General features: G+C 71.7%; 4 protein-coding genes and 1 pseudogene. 3 read left to right on the forward strand and 2 right to left on the reverse strand.

The annotated features are described in order from the left end of the window. Nucleotides 1-439 (forward strand): annotated as a pseudogene (locus AB0K37_RS40395) (hypothetical protein); the annotation flags it as partial. 59 nt (nucleotides 440-498) lie between these two features. After that, nucleotides 499-1101: a TIGR00730 family Rossman fold protein gene (locus AB0K37_RS40400; protein WP_363991062.1), complete on the forward strand. Its 603-nt coding sequence runs from the start codon at nucleotides 499-501 to the stop codon at nucleotides 1099-1101. Nucleotides 1102-1288: 187 nt separating this feature from the next. Here the strand turns inward: AB0K37_RS40400 and AB0K37_RS40405 are convergent, their stop codons facing one another. Continuing rightward, nucleotides 1289-3094, reverse strand: coding sequence for a thiamine pyrophosphate-requiring protein (locus AB0K37_RS40405; RefSeq protein ID WP_363991065.1), 1806 nt, complete (start codon nucleotides 3092-3094; stop codon nucleotides 1289-1291). Between the two features lie 28 nt (nucleotides 3095-3122). Continuing rightward, on the reverse strand, nucleotides 3123-4148 hold the full coding sequence (locus tag AB0K37_RS40410; protein ID WP_363991068.1) for an SDR family oxidoreductase: 1026 nt from the start codon (nucleotides 4146-4148) through the stop codon (nucleotides 3123-3125). A gap of 154 nt (nucleotides 4149-4302) precedes the next feature. On the opposite strand from AB0K37_RS40410, the gene AB0K37_RS40415 reads away from it, so the two are divergent. Further along, on the forward strand, nucleotides 4303-4523 hold a 221-nt coding region (locus tag AB0K37_RS40415), incomplete at its 3' end, for an inositol monophosphatase family protein (protein WP_363991070.1).

Raw genomic sequence — 4523 nt, forward strand, 5'->3', positions numbered from 1 at the left:
GATCCTGGAGGGCACCACCGCGAGCGTGCCGCCGCAGGGCGGCCGCAAGCACCCGCACCAGGAGTTCATCCAGATCGACACCACGAACGTGCTGTGCGGCGACCCCGGCCGCGAGGTGCCGCGCGTCCTCGGCGCCGCGCTCGCGCAGCTTCCCGCCGTGTGGCTGGTCGGGGCGATCGCGCTCGCGCTGTTCGGCCTCGCGCCGAGGTTCACCGGCGGCGCCTGGGCCGCGGTCGGGGTCTTCGCGGTCGTGACGCTCTTCGGAGCCGGGCTCGACCTGGACCAGTGGGCCCTGGACGTCTCGCCGTTCACCCACGTCCCGAAGCTGCCGGGGCACGACGTCACGGCGGCGCCGCTGCTCTGGCTGCTGGCGGTCGCGGCCGCCCTGTCCGCCCTCGGCCTCATCGGCTTCCGCCGCCGCGACCTCTCCACGGCGTGAGGCGCCCGGCGCCGGATAATCGGCGAGCCTCCCCGGACCCGAGCCGTTAGATTGGCCGGGTGACTTCCCCGAAACCCCTCGCCGTCTGCGTGTTCTGCTCGTCCAGCGGCAAGATCGATCGCCGTTACGTCGACCTCGCCGCCGAGGCCGGCGCCGAGCTGGCCCGGCGCGGCCACAGCCTCGTCAGCGGCGGCGCCCAGGTCTCGTGCATGGGCGCCGTCGCCCGCGCCGCGCGGGCCGGCGGCGCCCGCACGGTCGGCGTGATCCCCGAAGGGCTGGTCAGCGTCGAGATCTCCGACGAGGACAACGACGAGCTGATCGTCACCGGCGACATGCGGGCCCGCAAGGGCGAGATGGACCGGCGCAGCGACGCGTTCCTCGTCCTGCCCGGCGGCATCGGCACGCTGGAGGAGCTGTTCGAGGTGTGGACGGCCCGCGTCCTGACCATGCACGACAAGCCCATCGTCATCCTCGACCCGACCGGCGTCTACGAGCCGCTGCGCGAGCTGATGAAGGGCCTCACCGAGCAGGGCTTCGCCCGCCCCAAGATCTGGGACGCCGTCGGCTGGACGAGCTCGGTCCCCGAGGCGTTCGACCTCCTGGAGCGGTCCCAGCCCCGGATCGAGTTCTCCCCCGAGGACTACGCCGAAGCCGAACTCTGACCGTCGGCCGGTCGCCTGTCATCCGGACGCCGGTCATTGTGGGGGGCGACCCCCACACCCCCGAGGGGGACTGGCCGTCGTCCTCCGCTCCGCTCCGGACGCCTGTCATTGTGGGGGGCGACCCCCACACCCCCGAGGGGACTGACCGTCGTCCTCCGCTCCGCTGGCGCTCCGCTCCGGACGCCGGTCAGTCGTGCTTCCGGCCCGGCATGTTCTCGTACATGTCGGTGAGCTTCTGCCGGAAGCCGCGGGCCGCGATGCCGAGCTTCTGCGGGTCCTTGAGGCCCGCCTTGACGGCCTTCTTGGCCTGGTCCTTCATGATGTGCGGCGGGATCGGGGCGATCTCGTTGTCGACCACGAACTCCAGGACGACGGGGCGGTCGCTCGCCAGGGCCTCCCGCCAGGCGTCGGTGACCTTCCCGGGGTCGTCGCAATAGACGCCCTTGAGCCCGCAGAGCTCGGCGTACTTGGAGTACGGGAAGTCCGGGATGCTCTGGGAGCCCTCGTACTTCGGGTCGCCGCCCATCGCGCGCTGCTCCCAGGTGACCTGGTTGAGGTCCTGGTTGTTGAACACGGCGAAGATCAGCGGTGCCGAGCCGGCCATCCGGTCGGCGTATCGCTTCACGGTCAGCATCTCGTTCATGCCGTTCATCTGGAACGCGCCGTCGCCCACGAAGCAGATCACCGGGCGGTCGGGGTAGGCGAACCGGGCCGCGATGGCGTACGGGACGCCGGGGCCCATCGTGGCGAGGGTGCCCGACAGGGAGGCCTTCATCCCGTCGCGGAGCTTGATATGGCGGGCCCACCAGTTGGTGGCCGAGCCGGAGTCGGCGGTGAGGATCACGCCGTCCGGCAGCAGCGGCGACAGCTCGTGCGCGACGGCCTGCGGGTTGACCTTCCCCTCGAAGCTCTGCCCCGCCCGCTTCTCCATGACCGTGTTCCAGGCGCGGACGTTCTCCTCGATCTCCTCGCGCCAGGAGCGGTCCTCCTTGCGGCGCAGCAGCGGGATCAGCTCCCGCAGCGTCTCCCTGGCGTCCCCGACGACGTGCGCGTCCATCGGGTAGCGGATGCCGATCATGCTCCCGTCGATGTCGATCTCCACGCCCCTGCAGCTGCCCTCGTCCGGCAGCCACTCGGCGTACGGGAAGCTCGTGCCGATCATGAACAGCACGTCGCAGTTCATCATCATCTCGTCGCTGGCCTTGGAGCCGAGCAGGCCGATGGGGCCGGTGACGAACGGCAGGTCGTCCGGGACCACCTCGCGGCCGAGCAGCGCCTTGGCGATGCCCGCGCCGAGCAGCTCCGCCGTCTCGATCACCTCGGCCTCGGCGCCGGCGGCGCCCTGGCCGATCAGCATCGCGACCTTCGCGCCCTCGTTGAGGACGTCGGCCGCCTTGCGCAGCTCCACGGGGTCGGGCAGGACGCGGGGCCTGCTCCAGCCCACGCTGGAGTACACCGAGCCGTGCTCCTTCGGCGGCGACGGCACCGCGTCGGCCTCCTGGACGTCCTCCGGGATGATGATCGTCGAGACGCCGCGGGTGGTCAGGGCCGTCTTGAACGCCCGGTCGATGACGTGCCGCATCTGGCCGGGGTGCATGACGATCTGGCAGAACTCCGAGACGTCGGAGAACAGGTTCTCCAGATTGACCTCCTGCTGGTAGTGCGTGCCCTGCGCCAGGCGCTTCTGCTGCCCGACGATCGCCACGACCGGCTGATGGTCGAGCTTCGCGTCGTACAGGCCGTTCAGCAGGTGGATCGCGCCCGGCCCGGACGTCGCCGCGCAGACGCCGACCTCGCCGGTGAACTTCGCATGGCCGCAGGCCATGAACGCGGCCATCTCCTCGTGCCGCGTCTGGATGAACTCCGGCTCGCCCTCGGCGCGGTCGAACGCGCCGAGGAGCCCGTTGATGCCGTCGCCCGGGTACCCGTAGACGCGCTTCACGCCCCACTCGGTCAGCCGCTGGAGGACGTAGTCGGCCACTTGCTGCGCCATCGCTCTCTCCTTCGTCGTCGGTCGTGCGTCATCGCCGCAGCAGCCGCGCCGCGCCCGCGGCGGCTCCCGCCGCGGCGCCGGCCGTCGCGGCGCCCACCAGGTACTTGTGGCGCCCCGCCCACATCTGCGGGCTCCTCGCGTGCGCCTGCTCGTCGAACCGCCCGTGGCTGCCGTGGTCGCGGCCCGGTGTGTCGTCCGCCGGCTCCCACAGGTTCGCCGGCTGGTCCGGACGCGTGCGCTTCTCGGTCTGCTGGGACCTGAAGCCCGTCCGGGCCAGGTAGCGGTCCAGCAGCCCCGTGGCGAACTTGTCGGCGAGGATCGTGCCGACCGTGCTGCCCCCGACCCAGTACTCCCGGCGCCGGGGATGCTCGGCGGCGTAGAGGAGCGCGTCCGCCGCGATCTCCGGCTGGTAGATGGGCGGGACGGGCTGCGGGCGGCGCGGCAGCCGGTTCAGCACCCAGTCGAACTGGGGCGTGTTGACCGCGGGCATCTGCACCATCGTGAGCTTCACGCCGCTGCGCTCGTGCATCAGCTCCGCCCGCAGCGAGTCGTGCAGCCCCTGGACGGCGTGCTTGGAGCCGCAGTACGCGCTCTGCAGAGGGATGCCCCGGTAGGCCAGCGCCGACCCGCACTGGACGATCACACCGCGGTCGCGCGGCATCATCCGCCGCAGCGCGGCCCGGGTCCCGTTGGCGTAGCCGAGGTAGGTGACCTCGGTGGTGCGCCTGAACTCCTCCGGCTCGATCTCCCAGAACGGCGCGAACACCGAGGAGAACGCCACGTTGACCCACACGGCGATCGGCCCGAGCTCCTTCTCGGCCCGTTCCGCCGCCTCGTCCACCGCGCCGGGGTCGGCCACGTCCACGCTGATCGGCATCGCGCGCCCGCCGGCGGCCTCGACGTCGGCGGCGGCCCCCTCCAGTCCCTCGTCCCCGCGGGCCAGGAGGGCGACCCAGGCCCCGCGGCGCGCGAACGCCGCGGCGGTGGCGCGCCCGATGCCGCCGGAGGCTCCCGTCACCACGACGACCGTGCCCTTATCGATCTTGTAGTTCATGCTCATTCCCCATGACGGCGACGCTGGATCCGGCACAGGGACCCACTGCCCGAGCCGGGGGCTCTGTAACAAAGGGCCCGCCGGGACGCCTCGCGAGGCTCGGATACGGTCGTGCTGTGCGTATTCGTGACCTTGCCGTAATCGAAGGAGAACGATGAGCGTCGACGTCCCCGCCTCGCGGGAGCTCGCCGGGATCGCCGAACTCGCCGCCCGCGCCACCGGGGACCGTCTGCGGACGGCGTTCCGGTCGCGTCCCGAGGTCGATCTCAAGCGCGACATCCACGACCCGGTCACCGAGCACGACCGGGCGGCGGAGGAGACGATCCGCCAGGTGCTCGCCGAGCACACCCCCGGCAGCGTGGTCGTCGGCGAGGA

It is taken from the genome of Actinomadura sp. NPDC049753 (assembly GCF_040674655.1).
Lineage (GTDB): Bacteria > Actinomycetota > Actinomycetes > Streptosporangiales > Streptosporangiaceae > Spirillospora > Spirillospora verrucosospora.

Coding starts and splice junctions, on each gene's coding strand:
- AB0K37_RS40405 (WP_363991065.1), bottom strand. CDS start 3,094: ATGGCGCAGCAAGTGGCCGACTACGTCCTCCAGCGGCTGACCGAGTGG.
- AB0K37_RS40410 (WP_363991068.1), bottom strand. CDS start 4,148: ATGAACTACAAGATCGATAAGGGCACGGTCGTCGTGGTGACGGGAGCC.